This is a genomic window from Saccharothrix sp. (genome assembly GCF_031180885.1).
Taxonomy (GTDB): Bacteria; Actinomycetota; Actinomycetes; order Mycobacteriales; family Pseudonocardiaceae; genus Actinosynnema.
This window is the reverse complement of record NZ_JAPSLK010000064.1, coordinates 1-16,214: the sequence shown is the minus strand read 5'-3', so window position 1 is coordinate 16,214 and position 16,214 is coordinate 1. Positions and strand designations below refer to the sequence as shown.

Below are 16,214 nucleotides of genomic sequence, written 5' to 3'. Positions count from 1 at the left end.
GCCGGCAGTTGTTGATCACTTTATCGGGTCATCGACGACTGCCACCAGCCGAGGACCTCCTCGGCCACCTCGGGCATCGCCACCAGCAGCCCGTCCACCGGCAGCGGCGCGTCCTCGCCGCGCCGGTCCAGCACCGCCGCCCCCGACTCGACCGCCAGCGCCACCGCCCCGGCCACGTCCCACTCGTGGTAGCTGTGCAGCACCGCCGCCGCCGCGTGACCCAGCGCGACCTGCGCCACCGCCAGCGCCTTCGACCCCAGCACCCGCACCCCGGTCCCGGACACCGCCGCCCGCGAGATGAACTCGCCCATCCCCGGCCACGGCCCGGTCCGCGTCATCTCCGTGCACACGATCGAGCTGACCGCCTGCTCGCCCAGCTTCACCGGCGTCCCGTTCGCCCGCATCCCCCGGCCCCGGGCGGCGGCGTAGATCTGCGCCCGGTACGGGTCCGCGACCACGCCGACCACCGGCCCCCACCGGTCCACCAGCGCCAGGCTGTACGCGCACCACGGCACGCCCGCCACGTAGTTCGCCGTCCCGTCCACCGGGTCCACCACCCAGCGGAACTCGGCGTCCGACGCCACGTCCTCGTCGGTGTCCTCGCAGAACACCGGGATGTCCGGGAACTCCGCCGTCAGCACCCGCCGCGTGTGCCGCTCCAGCGTGCGGTCGGTGTCGGTCACCCAGTCGAACGGCGAGGCGTCGTCGTCGGGACGCGCGCCCCGGCCCGCCGTCGCCATGATGACGTCCGACGCGTCGTTCGCCAGGCGGCCCGCTATCTCCAGCGCGATCGACACCAGACCGGGATCGACGGGCTGCGCGGGTCGGGACGACAAGACGGTCATGCCGAGCTAGTGTCACCGCCCCTGGTGTCCGCGACGCGACCTCCAGGTGAAGCGATGACGATCCTTCGGTCAACGTCAACCGCGACGCGAGGATTTCGACCTTCGTTCCCCGATCCGTCACGCCCCCGTGTCCTTCGCACCTCAAGGTGATCGGCGTGCGTGTAGCGATCGTCACCGAGAGCTTCCTCCCGCAGGTGAACGGGGTGACCAACTCCGTCCTGCGGGTGCTGGAGCACCTGCGTGCGCACGGCCACCAGGCCCTCGTGGTCGCCCCCGGCGCGGGCGCCGACCACCACCACGGCACCCCGGTTGTCCGGGTGCCCGCCGTCGACCTGCCCCGGTTCAGCTCCCTGCCCGTCGGCGTCCCGACCCGCAAGGTCCTCACCGCGCTCGCCGACTTCCGCCCCGACGTCGTCCACCTCGCCAGCCCGTTCGTCATGGGCGCCCGGGGCCTGTCCGCCGCCCGCCGCCTCGGCCTGCCGACGGTCGCGGTGTACCAGACCGACGTCGCCGGGTTCGCCGGCCACTACGGCCTGGGCCTGACCGCGCGCGCCGCGTGGCGCTGGACCCGCCGCCTGCACTCCCAGGCCGACCGGACCCTCGCCCCGTCGACGTGGGCGGTGGAGGCGTTGCGCGAACACGGGGTTCCGCGCGTGCACCGGTGGGGTAGGGGAGTGGACGTGGAACTCTTCGCGCCCCACCGCCGTGACGACGCCCTGCGCCGTTCGCTCGCGCCCCGTGGCGAGGTCCTGGTCGGCTATGTCGGCCGGTTGTCCCCGGAGAAGCAGGTCGAGCGGCTGCGCGCTTTGCGTGACATTCCCGGCATCCGCCTGGTCGTCGTCGGCGAGGGTCCCGAGGAGGCGGCGTTGCGCCGGGACCTGCCGGACGCGGCCTTCCTGGGGTTCCGCAGCGGCGTTCCCCTTGCGGAGGCGTACGCGTCGCTGGACGTGTTCGTGCACACCGGGCCGCACGAGACGTTCTGCCAGGCCGTGCAGGAGGCGCTGGCCAGCGGCGTGCCGGTGGTCGCCCCCGACGCCGGCGGCCCGCGCGACCTGGTCCAACCCGACACCGGCTACCTGTTCACCACCGACGACGAGCTGCGCGACGCCGTGACCGCGCTGCTGGACCCGTTGCGCCGCAAGCGCTACGGCCACGCCGCCCGCCGTTGGGTGCGCGGCCGGACGTGGTCGGCGGTGTGCGACGAACTCCTCGGCCACTACCACGTCGTCCTGGGTGTGCCCGAGGCGCAAGCGGCATGAGGATCGTCCAGCTGGCCAACTTCTACGGCCCGCGCTCAGGCGGCCTGCGCACCGCCCTGCACCACCTGGGGGCGGGCTACGCGGCAGCCGGCCACCAGGTGACCCTGGTCGTGCCCGGCGCGGCCCACGCCGACGAACGCCTGTCCGCCAACGTCCGCCGCATCACCCTCCCGGCCCCGCAGATCCCCGGAACCGGCGGCTATCGAGCCGTGGACCCGTGGCGCGTCCGGAACCTCCTGAACCACCTCCGCCCCGACAGGCTCGAGGTTTCGGACCGCTTGACGTTGCGCGGCATGGGCAAGTGGGCGTCCGCGAACGGTGTCCCCAGCGTCGTGATCTCCCACGAACGCCTGGACCGCCTGCTGGAGCAGTTCCTCCTGCCGCCGGCGTTGGCGAGGGCGGGCGCGGATTGGGCGAACACGCGCATGGCGGCGTCCTACGACACGGTCGTGTGCACGACGGACTTCGCCCGCGAGGAGTTCGACCGGATAGGCGCCACCAACGTCAGCCGCGTGCCCCTCGGCGTGGACCTGCACACCTTCACCCCAACCCGCCACAGCCGCTCTCTGAAGCGCGACTTGGCGCGGGGCGCGGACGCCCTCTTGATCCACTGCGGTCGGCTGTCCCCGGAGAAGCACGTCGAACGCAGCGTCGACACCGCCGCGGCCTTGCACGAATCCGGCCACCGCATCCGCTTGGTGATCGCCGGCGACGGCCCGCGCCGGGAGTCCTTGGAGCGTCGAGCCGCGGGCCTACCGGTCACGTTCCTGGGTTTCGTGAACCAACGAACCGAGGTCGCGAACCTCCTGGCGACTGCCGACGTCTCCCTGGCTCCAGGCCCCCACGAAACGTTCGGCTTGGCGGCCTTGGAGGCTTTGGCGTCCGGCACCCCGGTGGTCGTGTCGGCGTCGTCGGCCCTGCGCGAAATCGTCCAGCCGAACTGCGGCGCAGCAGTCCCCGACAAGGCGACCGCCTTCGCGGGCGCGGTGAACACCCTCCTGGACAACCCAGAACCAGCCAGACGAGAAGCCGCCCGCGCAAGGGCCGAACAGTACCCCTGGCAAGCCGCCGTAGACGGCATGCTCACCGCCCTACAAGCCACCTAACCCCCCGCACCAACGCCCAACACCCGCCCCGCAACTCCACTCCCCCGCGCCCGCCCCAGCCGCCCCGGTCCGCCCAGCCACCGCGGTCCGCCCAGCCACCGCGGTCCGCCCGCGCCGCCCCGGTCCGCCCGCGCCGCCCCGGTCCGCCCCAGCCACCCCGGTCCGCCCCAGCCACCCCGGTCCGCCCCAGCCACCCCGCGCCGCCCCAGCCACCCCGCGCCGCCCCGGTCCGCGCCGCCCTGCCTCGGTTCCGCCCCGACCCCGCGCCGCCCCCGGTCCACCGCCGCGCCGCGCCGCCAAGCGCCGCGCGCCTCAGGGGGCTCGGGGGAGGGCGTTCCTGGGGGCGTCTCGGTGGTGCTGGCTGCTGCGGGGTGATCGAGGAGTGGGCGGGCGGCGGCGGTGCGGTGTGGTGGGCGGCAGGGCTGGGAGTGCGGCGGGCGGAGGTGCGGTGGGCTCGGGGCGGACCGGGCGGCTCGGGGCGGGGGAGTGCGGTGGGGGGCGGACCGGGCGGACCGGGCGGACCGGGGTGGGGAGTGCGGTGCGAGGGTCGGAGGGGTGAGTGGGGTGGGGTCCGTGTGCCTTGTGCCGTGCCGCCTCCTCTTCATTACGGCAACGTTCGGGGCGGCTCGAAGGTGCCCGGAAAGCGATCAATTCGCGACATCGGGTGAACATTGCTAGGGGCGGTAAACCCACGCCTGTGCCAAGGGCGTGGGTAATGGGGTTTTCGCTGTTCATCACGGGTACGGGTGTGCGGGATTTCGGTCTCCGGCGGCGTCACCTAGGCTTCGGCTATGTCGCGTGCAGGTTTGGACAAGAACCCCCGCGAGGTGGCCGAGATGTTCGACGGCGTGGCCAAGGGCTACGACCGCACGAACTCCGTCATGACCCTGGGGTTCGACCGGCGCTGGCGGGAGTGGAGTCGGCGCGTTCTGGACGCCCGTGCCGGGGAGAAGGTGCTCGACCTCGCGGCCGGTACGGCCGTCTCCACCGTCGAGTACGCGGCTTCCGGCGCCTGGTGCGTCGCGGCCGACTTCTCGATCGGGATGTTGCTCGGCGGCCGGCACCGGGATGTGCCCAAGGTGGCCGCCGACGCGCTCAAGTTGCCCTTCGCGGACAACGCCTTCGACGCCGTGACGGTCTCCTTCGGACTCCGCAACTTCAACGACACCGAGGCCGCCCTCCGCGAAATGGCCCGCGTGGTCAAACCCGGCGGCCGCCTGGTGATCTGCGAGGTCTCCACGCCGACGTTCCGGCCCTTCCGGTTCGTCTACATGCGTTACCTGCTCAAGATCCTCCCCTTCATCGGTCGTTTCGTGTCCTCGAACCCCGAGGCCTACCAGTACCTCGCCGAGTCCATGCGCACCTGGCCCGACCAGCGCAACCTGGCCGAGATCATCGCCAAGGCCGGGTGGGACGACGTCGCCTGGATGAACCTGACCTTCGGGGTGGTGGCCTTGCACCGGGCCACCAAGCCGAACGACCAAGCCACCAAGCCGAACGACCCGGCCACCAAGCCGACCGAGCCGGCCACCCGACCGGTGGAGGGCGAGTGAAGGTAGGGATCGTCGGCGCGGGGAACATCGGGGCGTCTGTCGCCAAGAAGTTGGCCAAGGCCGGGCACGACGTGGTGATCGCCAACAGCCGTGGACCCGAAACCCTGCCCGACATCGACGGCGTGACCAAGGGGACCGTGGAGCAGGCCGTCGAAGGGCGGGACGTCACGTTCCTCGCCGTGCCCTGGGTCGCTATGGACGCGGTGACGGAAGGACGGGACTGGGCAGGGAAGATCGTGGTCGACACGAGCAACCCGATCCTCCCGGGCTTCGTGTTCGCCGACATCGGGGACCGGCCCTCCAGCGCGATCGTCGCCGACAAGGTCAAGGGCGCGCGGCTGGTCAAGGGGTTCAACACGCTCAGCCCGGAGCGGCTGGAGCGGGACGCGCGCACGGTGATCTTCCTGTCCGGCGACCACCCCGAGGCGACGAAGGTGGTTGCCGAGCTGGTCGAGTCCGCGGGGTGGGCGGCGATCGACCTCGGGTCGTTGGAGATCGGTGGGCGGCTCCAGCAGTACCCGGGTGGGCCGTTCCCCGGGCTCAGCCTCGTCCAACAAGACTGAGACCCTCTAACAAGACTGAAGCCATCTAACAAGACTGAGATCAGCTAACAAAGCTGAGAGCGTCTAACAAGGCCGTCTAGCAAGAGTGAGAGGGTCTAACAGGACTGAGAGCGTCCATCAGGACTGGAGCAGGACTGGAAGGGCCTCAGGAAGGCATAAGTAGACTCGGCCCCGGGACTTTGTGAACTGACGCACAAGGAGCGGGGATGACGACTCCCAGCCGCCGCAGGGCAGGCGAGGACGCCGAGGTGATCGTGGTCGGCGCGGGCCCGGCGGGGTCGACGGCCGCGACCTACCTGGCCCGCGCGGGCCTGGACGTGCTGCTGTTGGAGAAGAGCACGTTCCCCCGCGAGAAGGTGTGCGGCGACGGGCTCACCCCCCGCGGCGTGAAGCAGCTCATCGACCTCGGCATCGACACCCGCGAAGAGGCCGGCTGGCTGCACAACCGGGGCCTCCGCGTGGTCGGCGGCGGGGTCACGCTCGAACTGGACTGGCCGGACCTGGCGACCTTCCCGCCCTACGGCGTGGTCCGCCCCCGCCAGGACTTCGACGAGATGCTCGCCAAGACCGCCCAGCAGGCCGGCGCTCGCCTCTACGAGCAGACGACCGTCACCGCAGCCATCCAGGAGAACGGCCGCGTCGTCGGGGTCGAGGCGAAGACGGGGCCGGACAAGCAGCCGGTCACCTACCGGGCCCCGATCATCATCGGGTGCGACGGCGTCAGCGCCCGTCTGGCCCTCAGCGTCGGCATCCAGAAGGACGACGCCAAGCCCATGGGCGTCGCCGTCCGCCGCTACTACGCCAGCCCCCGCACCAAGGACGACTACCTGGAATCCCACCTCGAACTCTGGGACCGCCAGAACGACGTCCTGCTCCCCGGCTACGGCTGGATCTTCGGCATGGGCGACGGCACGGTCAACGTCGGCCTCGGCATCCTCAGCACCTCCAAGGCCTACGGGACTACGGACTACCGAGCGCTCCTCCGCTCCTGGCTCGACGGCACCCCGGAGGAGTGGGGCTTCCGCGAGGAGAACGCGACCAGCCGCATCGGCGGCGCGGCGCTGCCCATGGGTCTCAACCGGAAGCCGCACTACCGCGACGGGCTGCTCCTGGTGGGTGACGCCGGCGGCATGGTGAACCCGTTCAACGGCGAGGGCATCGGCTACGCCATGGAGTCGGCCCGGATCGCGGCCGAATCGGTCGTCCAGGGGCTCGCCCGCACCGGCTACAGCCGGGAACGCGCACTTCACGGCTACCCGGTCCGCATCGAGCAGGCCCTGGGCAGCTACTACCGCCTCGGCAACGTCTTCTCCAAGCTCATCGGCAACCCGACCGTCATGCGCACCGCGACCAAGTACGGCCTACCTCGGAAAACGCTGATGAAACTGGTCCTGAAGCTGCTCGCCGGCCTTTACGACCCCAAGGACGGCGACTCCTTCGACCGTCTCATTACGGCGGCCACGAAACTCACCCCAACGGCCTAATCGGCCCCCGCTAGCCGACGCAGCGCCGACCTTCGGGTCGGCGCTGTTTCGTTTCGGGTGTGCTCCCGTTCACTCCACGCCCGCAAAGCTGTTGATCTGCACCGTGTAAGACCAGGTCAGACCGTGTCCAGGGGGTGGGGTTCACGCCTCTGTGTGACGTTCTACACTGGCCCTCAGGTCTTGTGAATCAGTTCACAACCGGCTGAGATGCCTTGTGAACTGTTTCACAAGCGACCTGCGGAAAGTTAGGTCCGCCTAACTTCCGGCGGGCCGCAACAACACCCTTAGGGTGCGCAACGGTCGGCGGTGCCACCACCACCGCGACGACGCGAGGAAAGGACGACGGAGAGTGCTGGACCCTTACCTCCCCCTCGTATTGATGTTCGCCCTCGCCGCGGCCTTCGCCCTGTTCTCCGTGACGGCCGCCCCGTACATCGGGCCCCGCCGCTACAACAAGGCGAAGCTCGACGCCTACGAGTGCGGCATCGAACCGTCACCCCAGCCCGTGGTCGGCGGTGGCCGCATGCCGGTCGCCTACTACCTCACGGCGATGCTGTTCATCCTGTTCGACATCGAAATGGTGTTCCTCTACCCCTTCGCGGTCTCCGCGGACCGGCTCGGGCTGTTCGGCCTGGTGGAGATCGCACTGTTCGTCGCGACGGTCGGCTTCGCGTACGCCTACGTGTGGCGGCGCGGCGGCCTCGACTGGAACTGAGGGGGAAGACCCGTGGGCCTCGAAGAGAAGCTCCCGAACGGCATCCTGCTCGCCAGCGTGGAGAAGCTGGTCAACTGGACCCGCAAGTCCTCGCTCTGGCCGGCCACGTTCGGCCTCGCCTGCTGCGCCATCGAGATGATGACCACCGGCGGCCCGCGCTACGACCTCGCGCGGTTCGGCATGGAGGTCTTCCGCGCCTCGCCGCGCCAGGCCGACCTGATGATCGTCGCGGGCCGGGTGACCAACAAGATGGCCCCGGTGCTGCGCCAGATCTACGACCAGATGCCCGAGCCGCGGTGGGTGCTGGCGATGGGCGTGTGCGCGTCCAGCGGCGGCATGTTCAACAACTACGCGGTCGTGCAGGGCGTGGACCACGTCGTGCCGGTCGACATGTACCTGCCGGGCTGCCCGCCGCGGCCGGAGATGCTGATCGACGCGATCCTCAAGATCCACGCGAAGATCATGGACGAGCCGCTGGGGCAGAACCGGGCCGCGCTGCTGGCCGAGCAGGGCAAGCGCACCGAGCTGATCCCGTCGTCCCAGCGCTTTGCGAAGAAGTGAGTGAGATGACGCAGCCAGGGGACGAGCACTCCAGCGCCGAGCGCGCCGTCGAGGGCTTGGAGGCGACCAACGGCGCCGCGCCGAAGGCGCCCATCGTCGCGGGCAAGGCCCGCAAGGGCATGTTCGGCGTCGCGGGGTCCGGTGACACGTCGGGCTTCGGCGGCCTGCGGCTGCCCGCCCACGTCGCCGCGCCCAGCGAGCGGCCGTTCGGCGGGTGGTTCGACGAGGTCGCCGACGAGCTGATCGGCGCGATCCACGAGGCCGGCCTGCCCGCCGACACGATCCAGCAGATCACCGTCGACCGCGGCGAGATCACGTTCTACCTGCGCCGGGAGCACTTGGTGGAGGTGGCGCGGATCCTGCGCGACGACCCGGCGCTGCGCTTCGAGCTGTGCAGCTCGGTGTCCGGTGTGGACTACGGGCCGGACGCCCCGCAGCGGCTGCACTCGGTGTACCACCTGACGTCGATGACCTACCGCCGGCGCATCCGGCTGGAGGTCGCGGTCGACGTGGACGACGCCCACATCCCCAGCGTCGTGCCGGTCTACCCCACGGCGGACTGGCAGGAGCGGGAAGCCTGGGACATGTTCGGCATCGTCTACGACGGCCACCCGGGGCTGACCCGGATCCTCATGCCGGACGACTGGGACGGCCACCCGCAGCGGAAGGACTACCCGCTGGGCGGCATCCCCGTCGAGTACAAGGGCGCGGAGATCCCCCCGCCAGACCAGAGGCGGTCCTACTCATGACCGAACGGCTTTCCGACGTGACCACGGGCACCGACACCAGCGCGGTCGGCCGCGAGTCCGACACCGCCGCGCAGAGCCGCGACCCGTACGACGCCACTTCCCGCCAGACGACCGAGGGCACCGTCTACACGGTGACCGGCGGCGACTGGGACGAGGTGCTGGCCGAGGCGGCGGGCGACGAGCGCATCGTCATGAACCTGGGACCGCAGCACCCGTCGACGCACGGCGTGCTGCGGCTGGTGCTGGAGCTGGAGGGCGAGACCGTCACCCAGGCCCGCAGCGTCATCGGCTACCTGCACACCGGCATCGAGAAGAACTGCGAGTACCGGAACTGGACCCAGGGCGTCACGTTCGTGACGCGCATGGACTACCTGGCGCCGCTGCACAACGAAGCCGCGTACTGCCTGGCCGTGGAGAAGCTGCTGGGCGTCGAGGCCCCGGCCCGCGCGCAGACCATCCGGGTCATGCTCATGGAGCTGAACCGGATCTCCTCGCACCTGGTGGCGCTGGCCACCGGCGGCATGGAGCTGGGCGCGCTCACCGGCATGACCGCGGGCTTCCGCGAGCGCGAGGAAGTCCTGCACCTGCTGGAGTTCCTGACCGGTCTGCGGATGAACCACGCCTTCATCCGCCCCGGCGGCCTGGCGCAGGACATCCCGGCCGACGCGCCGCAGCGCATCCGCGACTTCATCAAGGTCATGGACTCGCGGCTGCCGGACTACGACAAGCTGCTCACCGGCCAGCCGATCTGGCGCAACCGCTTGCAGGGCGTCGGTTACCTGCCCGTGGACGCCTGTCTGGCGCTGGGCATCACCGGCCCGATCCTGCGCTCCGCGGGCCTGCCGTGGGACCTGCGCAAGATCGAGCCGTACTGCGGCTACGAGCACTACGACTTCGAGGTGCCGACCTCGAACGAGGCGGACTCGTTCGCCCGCTACCGGCTGCGGCTGGCGGAGATCCACGAGTCGCTGAAGATCGTGAAGCAGGCGGTGGACCGCCTCGAACCCGGTCCGGTGATGGTGGACGACGCCAAGATCGCGTGGCCGGCGCAGCTCACGATCGGCGCGGACGGCATGGGCAACTCGCTGGAGCACGTCCGCAAGATCATGGGCCAGTCCATGGAGTCCCTGATCCACCACTTCAAGCTGGTGACCGAGGGCTTCCAGGTGCCGGCGGGCCAGGTGTACGTGCCGATCGAGTCGCCGCGCGGCGAGCTGGGCTACCACCTGGTGTCCGACGGCGGCACCCGGCCGATGCGCGTGCACGTGCGCGAACCCAGCTTCGTGAACCTCCAGTCGATGCCCGCGATGTGCGAGGGCGGCATGGTCGCCGACGTCATCGCGTCGGTGGCCTCTATCGACCCGGTGATGGGTGGTTGTGACCGATGACCCAAACGCAGGAACCCGTCGACTACTCGGACGTCTTCGACCAGGACACCGCGGACCGGGCGCGGGCGATCATCGCCCGCTACCCGTTCGCGCGCTCGGCGCTGCTGCCGATGCTGCACCTGGTGCAGTCGGTGGAGGGGTACGTCAGCCAGGCCGGCATCGCGTTCTGCGCCGACCAGCTCGACCTGACCCACGCCGAGGTCAGCGCGGTCGCGACCTTCTACACCATGTACAAGCGGCGGCCGTGCGGCGAGCACCTGGTCAGCGTGTGCACGAACACCCTGTGCGCGGCGCTGGGCGGTGACGCGATCTACGCGAAGCTGCGCGAGCACCTGGGCACCGACGGCAAGCCGCTGGGCCACGAGGAGACCTCGGGCGAGCCGGGCGCGCCGGGCTCGATCACGCTGGAGCACGCCGAGTGCCTCGCCGCGTGCGACCTCGGCCCGGTGCTCCAGGTGAACTACGAGTTCTTCGACAACCAGACGCCGGAGAAGGCGCTGGAGCTGGTGAAGGCGTTGCAGGCGGGGGAGAAGCCGCACCCGACGCGGGGCGCGCCGCTCACCGACTTCCGCCAGGCCGAACTCCAGCTCGCGGGCTTCTTCGAGGGCCGGGAGGCGGACCTGGACGGTCCGTCGGCCGCGCCGGAGACCGTGCGGGGCGCCGCGCTCGCGGCGGACCGCGGCTGGACCGCGCCGGCGATGCCGGACGACGCGGAGTTCCCGCCGCTGCCGGAAAAGAAGTAGGGGGAGACGTGGTCGACCAACTGACTCCCGTCCTCACCAAGCGCTGGCTGTCGCCGCGCTCGTGGACGCTGAAGACCTACGAGCAGCTTGAGGGGTACACGGCGCTGCGCAAGGCGCTCAAGGCCCACCCGGACCAGCTCATCCAGCAGTGCAAGGACTCCGGTCTGCGCGGCCGGGGCGGCGCGGGCTTCCCGACCGGCATGAAGTGGGGCTTCATCCCGCAGGGCGACGGCAAGCCGCACTACCTCGTCATCAACGCCGACGAGGGCGAGCCGGGCACCTGCAAGGACATCCCGCTGATGATGGCGGACCCGCACTCGCTGATCGAGGGCATCATCATCACCTCGTACGCGATCCGCGCGAACTTCGCCGCGATTTACGTGCGCGGCGAGGTGTTGCACTGCATCCGCCGGCTCAACGCGGCCGTGCAGGAGGCGTACGCGGCGGGATACCTGGGCAAGGACATCCTCGGCTCGGGCTTCGACCTCGACGTGGTGGTGCACGCCGGCGCCGGCGCCTACATCTGCGGCGAGGAGACCGCGCTCCTGGACTCCCTGGAAGGCAAGCGCGGCCAGCCCCGGCTCAAGCCGCCTTTCCCCGCGACGGCCGGCCTCTACGCGTCGCCGACCGTGGTGAACAACGTCGAGACCATCGCGTCGGTCCCGTACATCGTCAACGGCGGCGCGGACTGGTTCCGCACCATGGGCCGCGAGCGGTCCCCGGGCCCGAAGATCTACTCGCTGTCCGGCCACGTCGAGCGCCCCGGCCAGTACGAGGCGCCGATGGGCACGACCCTGCGCCAGCTGCTGGACATGGCGGGCGGCATGAAGGACGGCATCCCGCTGAAGTTCTGGACGCCGGGCGGCTCGTCCACCCCGCTGTTCACCGCCGAGCACCTCGACGTGCCGCTGGACTTCGAGGGCGCGGCCGAGGCCGGGTCGATGCTGGGCACCACCGCGTTGCAGATCTTCAACGAGACGGTGTCCGTGCCGTGGGCGGTCATGAAGTGGACCGAGTTCTACAAGCACGAGTCGTGCGGCAAGTGCACGCCGTGCCGCGAGGGCACCTACTGGCTGGTCCAGATCCTGCAGCGGATGGTGCGCGGCGAGGGCACGGCCGGTGACATCGACACGCTGCTGGACGTCTGCGACAACATCCTGGGCCGGTCGTTCTGCGCCCTCGGTGACGGCGCGGTCAGCCCCATCACCAGCGGCATCAAGTACTTCAAGGACGAGTTCCTGGCCCTGTGCGACCAGAACTCCCAGGTTCTCGCAGGAGCAAGCGCATGACGATCGCCCCTGACAAGAGCACGGAACTGGTGGTCCCCGAGGGTCACGTCAAGCTCGTCATCGACGGCATCGAGGTCGTCGCGCCCAAGGGCGAGCTGCTGATCCGCACCGCGGAGCGGCTGGGCATCGTCGTGCCCCGGTTCTGCGACCACCCGCTGCTGGACCCGGCGGGCGCGTGCCGCCAGTGCCTGGTCGAGGTGGAGATGGGCGGCCGGCCGATGCCGAAGCCGCAGGCGTCCTGCACGATGACCGTCGCCGACGGCATGGTGGTCAAGACGCAGCTCACCTCGCCGGTGGCGGACAAGGCGCAGCAGGGCGTGATGGAGCTGCTGCTCATCAACCACCCGCTGGACTGCCCGATCTGCGACAAGGGCGGCGAGTGCCCGTTGCAGAACCAGGCGCTCAAGCACGGCCGCGCGGACTCCCGGTTCCACGAGCACAAGCGCACGTTCCCCAAGCCGATCCCGATCAGCACCCAGGTGCTGCTGGACCGCGAGCGGTGCGTGCTGTGCCAGCGGTGCACGCGGTTCTCGGCGCAGATCGCGGGCGACCCGTTCATCGAGCTGCTGGAGCGCGGCTCGCAGCAGCAGATCGGTGTGGCGGAGGAGAAGCCGTTCCAGTCGTACTTCTCCGGCAACACCATCCAGATCTGCCCGGTGGGCGCGCTGACCAGCGCCCAGTACCGGTTCCGGGCGCGGCCGTTCGACCTGGTGTCCACGCCGAGCGTGTGCGAGCACTGCTCGTCGGGCTGCGCCGAGCGCACCGACTGGCGGCGCGGCAAGGTGCAGCGCAAGCTCGCCGGCGACGACCCCGAGGTCAACGAGGAGTGGATCTGCGACAAGGGCCGCTTCGCGTTCCGCTACGCCACCGCCGACGACCGGATCACCCGCCCGCTGGTGCGCGACAAGGCCACCGGTGAGCTGCGCGAGTCGTCGTGGACCGAGGCGTTGCAGGTCGCGGCGGACGGGCTGGCGAAGGCCCGGGACGGCAAGGGCGTCGGCGTGCTCGCCGGCGGCCGGCTGACCGTGGAGGACGCGTACGCGTACTCCAAGTTCGCCCGGATCGCGTTGCGCACCAACGACGTCGACTTCCGCGCCCGAGCCCACTCGGCGGAGGAGCTGGAGTTCCTGACCTCGGCCGTCCTGGGCGTCACCCCGGACAACGGCGGTGTCACCTTCAAGGGCATCGAGGCCGCGCCGGCCGCGCTGCTGGTGGCGTTCGAGCCCGAGGAGGAGGCGCCGATCGTCTTCCTGCGGCTGCGCAAGGCGGCCCGCGCGAAGAAGACGAAGGTGTTCCACCTGGGCCAGTTCACCTCGCCCGCCGTGGAGAAGACGTTCGGCACGCTGCTGGCGTGCGTGCCCGGCGGCGAGCCCGCCGCGCTCAACGCCCTGGCCGAGCACGCCGCCGACGTGGTGGAGGAACTGGGCAAGCCGGGTTCGGTGATCCTGGTCGGCGAACGCGCCGCCGAGGTGCCGGGCCTGTTCTCCGCGGTGTCCGCGCTGGCCAAGAGCACGGGCGCGAAGGTCGCCTGGATCCCGCGCCGCGCCGGCGAGCGGGGCGCGCTGGAGGCCGGTCTGCTGCCGACGCTGCTGCCCGGCGGCCGGCTGGTGTCCGACGACGCCGCCCGCGCCGAGGTCGAGCAGGCGTGGGGCGTGGACGCGGGCACCCTGCCCGCCAAGCCCGGCCGCGACACCACCGGCATCCTGACCGCCGCCGCGAGCGGTGGCCTGGACGCGCTGGTGGTCGGCGGGGTCGACCCGTTCGACCTGCCGGACCCGGCGCTGGCCGAGCGCGCGCTGGACTTCGTCGGCTTCGTGGTGAGCCTGGAGCTGCGGCACAGCGCGGTCACCGCGCACGCCGACGTGGTGCTCCCGATCGCCCCGGCGGTGGAGAAGGCGGGCAGCTACCTCAACTGGGAGGGCCGGCACCGCCCGTTCGGCACGACCCTGGAGGGCACCGGCGCCCTGCCCGACGGCCGCGTGCTGGACACCCTGGCCGTGGAGATGGACGCCGACCTGTTCACCCAGACCCCGGCGTCGGCCGCCGCGGACTTCGAGCGGCTGGGCCGGGGTGTTGTGCGGGCGCAGGCCCCGACCGTGTCCGCCCCGCTGCTGCCGCAGCCCAAGGACGGCCAGGTCGTGCTCGCCACGTGGCGGCGGCTGCTGGACAACGGCTCGATGCAGGACGACGAGCCGCACCTGGCGGGCACCGCCCGGCCGGTGGTGGCGAAGCTGTCCGAGGCCACGGCCGCCCGCCTGGGCGTCGAGTTGGGCGGCGAGGTCACCGTGTCCACCGACCGCGGCGCGGTGACGCTGCCGGTCGAGTCCGCCGACCTGCCCGACGGCGTCGTGTGGCTGCCGGGCAACTCCGGCGCGGCCACCGTGCGGCGCACCCTCGTCGCCGGTCACGGTTCGGTCGTGACCGTCACCGCTGTGTTGGATGCGGGCTCCGCTGAGGAGATTACGTCGCCCGGAGGCAACGCATGAGCACTGCCGAACTCCTCGCCGACGACCCGATCTGGCTGAGCCTGGTCAAGGTCGTCGGGATCTTCGCGTTCCTCGTCGTCATGACCCTGTTCATGATCAACTGGGAGCGCAAGGTCGTCGCCCGGATGCAGCAGCGGCCCGGCCCCAACCGGGTCGGCCCGAACGGCTGGCTCCAGTCCCTGGCCGACGGCCTCAAGCTGGCGTTCAAGGAGGACATCCGCCCGGTCCTGGCGGACAAGTGGGTGTTCTTCCTGGCCCCGGTGATCTCCTGCATCCCGGCGTTCGTCGCCTTCTCGGTGATCCCGCTGGGCGGCGAGGTGTCGATCTTCGGCGAGCGCACCGCGCTGCAGCTGGTCGACCTGCCGGTCGGCGTGCTGGTCGTGCTGGCGTGCTCCTCGCTGGGCGTCTACGGCATCGTGCTGTCCGGCTGGGCCTCCGGCTCGCCGTACCCGCTGCTGGGCGCGCTGCGGTCGGCCGCGCAGGTGATCTCCTACGAGATCGCGATGGGCCTGTCGATCGTCGCGGTCGTCATGCACTCGCACTCGCTGTCCACCTCCGACATCGTCGACGCGCAGGCCGGCGGCTGGTACTTCTACCTGCTGCCGGTGAGCTTCCTGATCTACGTGACGTCGATGGTCGGCGAGACCAACCGCGCCCCGTTCGACCTCCCCGAGGCCGAGTCGGAGCTGGTCGGCGGCTTCCACACGGAGTACAGCTCGCTGAAGTTCGCGCTGTTCTTCCTCGCCGAGTACGTCAACATGGTGACCGTCTCCGCGCTGGCCACGACCCTGTTCCTGGGCGGCTGGCGGTTCCCGTTCGTCGGCGACGACCACCTGCTCAACTCCGGCTGGTTCGGCCTGCTGTGGTTCGTGCTCAAGACGCTCGCGTTCCTGTTCCTGTTCATCTGGCTGCGCGGCACCCTGCCCCGCCTGCGCTACGACCAGTTCATGCGGCTGGGCTGGAAGTTCCTGGTCCCGATCGCGCTGGCGTGGTTCGTCGCGGTGGCGTTCGCCCGGTACGTGCGCCAGGAGATCGAGTCCGACTCGCTGAGCACGTCCACCGTGCTCGCCGTGTTCGGCGCGGTCCTGGGCGTCGTGCTGCTGGTGGCGTTCCTGCTGCCGGACAAGCGCGAGGTGCGCGACCCGAACGCCGTGCCGGTCACCGGCGGCGGCTTCCCCGTGCCGCCGCTGGACCTCGAGGTCCCCAAGTCGCCGCCGCGGCGGCGCCAGGTGCCGGTGGCGAACCTGCCCGGCGAAACCAAGGAACCCGCAGCGGTTACCGCATCCAGGGAGGAGGCCGGCGATGGGGATGCTTGATCCCGTCAAGGGCTTCGGCGTGACCTTCGGGACGATGTTCAAGAAGGTCGTCACCGAGGAGTACCCCGAGGTCAAGAAGGTCACCGCGCCGCGGTTCCACGGCCGCCACCAGCTCAACCGGCACCCGGACGGGCTGGAGAAGTGCGTCGGCTGCGAG

At 70.8% G+C, this 16,214-nt stretch carries 14 protein-coding genes and 1 pseudogene; 14 read left to right on the top strand and 1 reads right to left on the bottom strand.

Translation table 11 applies throughout. The features are described from left to right. Nucleotides 1–20: 20 nt before the first annotated feature. A complete protein-coding gene (locus RIN75_RS38050; protein ID WP_309116951.1) occupies nt 21–845 on the bottom strand; it encodes an inositol monophosphatase in 825 nt (274 codons plus the stop codon). A gap of 155 nt (nt 846–1,000) precedes the next feature. On the opposite strand from RIN75_RS38050, the gene RIN75_RS38045 reads away from it, so the two are divergent. The 14 genes and pseudogenes from RIN75_RS38045 to RIN75_RS37980 form a co-directional block, all read left to right on the top strand. Then, entirely contained in the window at nt 1,001–2,104 is a 1,104-nt protein-coding gene (locus RIN75_RS38045) for a glycosyltransferase family 1 protein (RefSeq protein WP_309116950.1), read from the top strand. Beyond that, nucleotides 2,101–3,210 (top strand): glycosyltransferase, encoded by a 1,110-nt coding sequence (locus RIN75_RS38040; protein ID WP_309116949.1) that lies wholly within the window; start codon nt 2,101–2,103, stop codon nt 3,208–3,210. Before RIN75_RS38045 ends, RIN75_RS38040 begins: the two co-directional genes overlap by 4 nt. A gap of 791 nt (nt 3,211–4,001) precedes the next feature. Continuing rightward, nucleotides 4,002–4,763 carry a demethylmenaquinone methyltransferase gene (locus RIN75_RS38035; protein ID WP_309116948.1) on the top strand — a complete coding sequence of 254 codons (762 nt, stop codon included), beginning with the start codon at nt 4,002–4,004 and terminating at the stop codon, nt 4,761–4,763. Then, nucleotides 4,760–5,326, top strand: a complete 567-nt coding sequence (locus tag RIN75_RS38030) for an NADPH-dependent F420 reductase (protein ID WP_309116947.1) — start codon at nt 4,760–4,762, stop codon at nt 5,324–5,326. Before RIN75_RS38035 ends, RIN75_RS38030 begins: the two co-directional genes overlap by 4 nt. A 206-nt stretch (nt 5,327–5,532) precedes the next feature. Then, nucleotides 5,533–6,810 (top strand): geranylgeranyl reductase family protein, encoded by a 1,278-nt coding sequence (locus RIN75_RS38025; RefSeq protein WP_309116946.1) that lies wholly within the window; start codon nt 5,533–5,535, stop codon nt 6,808–6,810. Nucleotides 6,811–7,159: 349 nt separating this feature from the next. Then, nucleotides 7,160–7,525, top strand: coding sequence for an NADH-quinone oxidoreductase subunit A (locus tag RIN75_RS38020; protein WP_121224746.1), 366 nt, complete (start codon nt 7,160–7,162; stop codon nt 7,523–7,525). A 12-nt stretch (nt 7,526–7,537) separates the two neighbouring features. Next, on the top strand, nt 7,538–8,086 hold the full coding sequence (locus tag RIN75_RS38015; RefSeq protein ID WP_121224748.1) for an NADH-quinone oxidoreductase subunit B family protein: 549 nt from the start codon (nt 7,538–7,540) through the stop codon (nt 8,084–8,086). 5 nt (nt 8,087–8,091) lie between these two features. Next, nucleotides 8,092–8,835 (top strand): NADH-quinone oxidoreductase subunit C, encoded by a 744-nt coding sequence (locus RIN75_RS38010; RefSeq protein ID WP_309116945.1) that lies wholly within the window; start codon nt 8,092–8,094, stop codon nt 8,833–8,835. Beyond that, nucleotides 8,832–10,223, top strand: a complete 1,392-nt coding sequence (locus RIN75_RS38005) for an NADH-quinone oxidoreductase subunit D (protein WP_309116944.1) — start codon at nt 8,832–8,834, stop codon at nt 10,221–10,223. Before RIN75_RS38010 ends, RIN75_RS38005 begins: the two co-directional genes overlap by 4 nt. Continuing rightward, nucleotides 10,220–10,966, top strand: a complete 747-nt coding sequence (gene nuoE, locus RIN75_RS38000; protein WP_309116943.1) for an NADH-quinone oxidoreductase subunit NuoE — start codon at nt 10,220–10,222, stop codon at nt 10,964–10,966. The genes RIN75_RS38005 and nuoE overlap by 4 nt, the downstream gene beginning before the upstream one ends. A gap of 8 nt (nt 10,967–10,974) precedes the next feature. Next, nucleotides 10,975–12,255: an NADH-quinone oxidoreductase subunit NuoF gene (nuoF, locus tag RIN75_RS37995; RefSeq protein ID WP_309116942.1), complete on the top strand. Its 1,281-nt coding sequence runs from the start codon at nt 10,975–10,977 to the stop codon at nt 12,253–12,255. Continuing rightward, on the top strand, nt 12,252–14,741 hold the full coding sequence (locus RIN75_RS37990; protein ID WP_309116941.1) for an NADH-quinone oxidoreductase subunit G: 2,490 nt from the start codon (nt 12,252–12,254) through the stop codon (nt 14,739–14,741). The genes nuoF and RIN75_RS37990 overlap by 4 nt, the downstream gene beginning before the upstream one ends. Beyond that, a complete protein-coding gene (nuoH, locus tag RIN75_RS37985) occupies nt 14,738–16,057 on the top strand; it encodes an NADH-quinone oxidoreductase subunit NuoH (RefSeq protein WP_309116940.1) in 1,320 nt (439 codons plus the stop codon). The genes RIN75_RS37990 and nuoH overlap by 4 nt, the downstream gene beginning before the upstream one ends. Continuing rightward, nucleotides 16,044–16,214 (top strand): annotated as a pseudogene (locus tag RIN75_RS37980) (NADH-quinone oxidoreductase subunit I); the annotation flags it as partial. The gene nuoH and the pseudogene RIN75_RS37980, both read left to right, overlap by 14 nt.